General features: G+C 42.7%; 1 protein-coding gene. It reads right to left on the bottom strand.

Features of this window, described 5'->3' with window-relative positions:
* On the bottom strand, window positions 1-302 hold a 302-nt coding region (locus HMPREF2852_RS05660), incomplete at both ends, for an EF-Tu/IF-2/RF-3 family GTPase (RefSeq protein ID WP_261668145.1).

Here is a 302-nt window from a genome sequence, read left to right as displayed (position 1 = left end):
CCTTCGAATTCTGTGTGTGGGTGTACTGAGCCTGGTGCTGCTATTACTTGTCCTCTTTGGATTTCGTTTCTTTGTACTCCTCTTAGTAGTAATGCACAGTTGTCTCCTGATTCTGTTGTTTCTAGGGATTTGTGGAACATTTCGATTCCTGTTACTACTACTTCTCTTGTTTTGTCTGTTAGGCCTACGATTTCTACTGTTCCGCCTAGTTTTAGGGTTCCTCTTTCTACTCTTCCTGTTGCTACTGTTCCTCTTCCTGAGATTGTCATTACGTCTTCTACTGGCATTAGGAATGGTTGGTC

The sequence above is a fragment of the Anaerococcus sp. HMSC065G05 genome, assembly GCF_001812365.1.
GTDB lineage: Bacteria > Bacillota > Clostridia > Tissierellales > Peptoniphilaceae > Anaerococcus > Anaerococcus vaginalis.
Note: the sequence above shows the minus strand (reverse complement) of the source record. Positions and strands in the feature narration are given on the sequence as shown.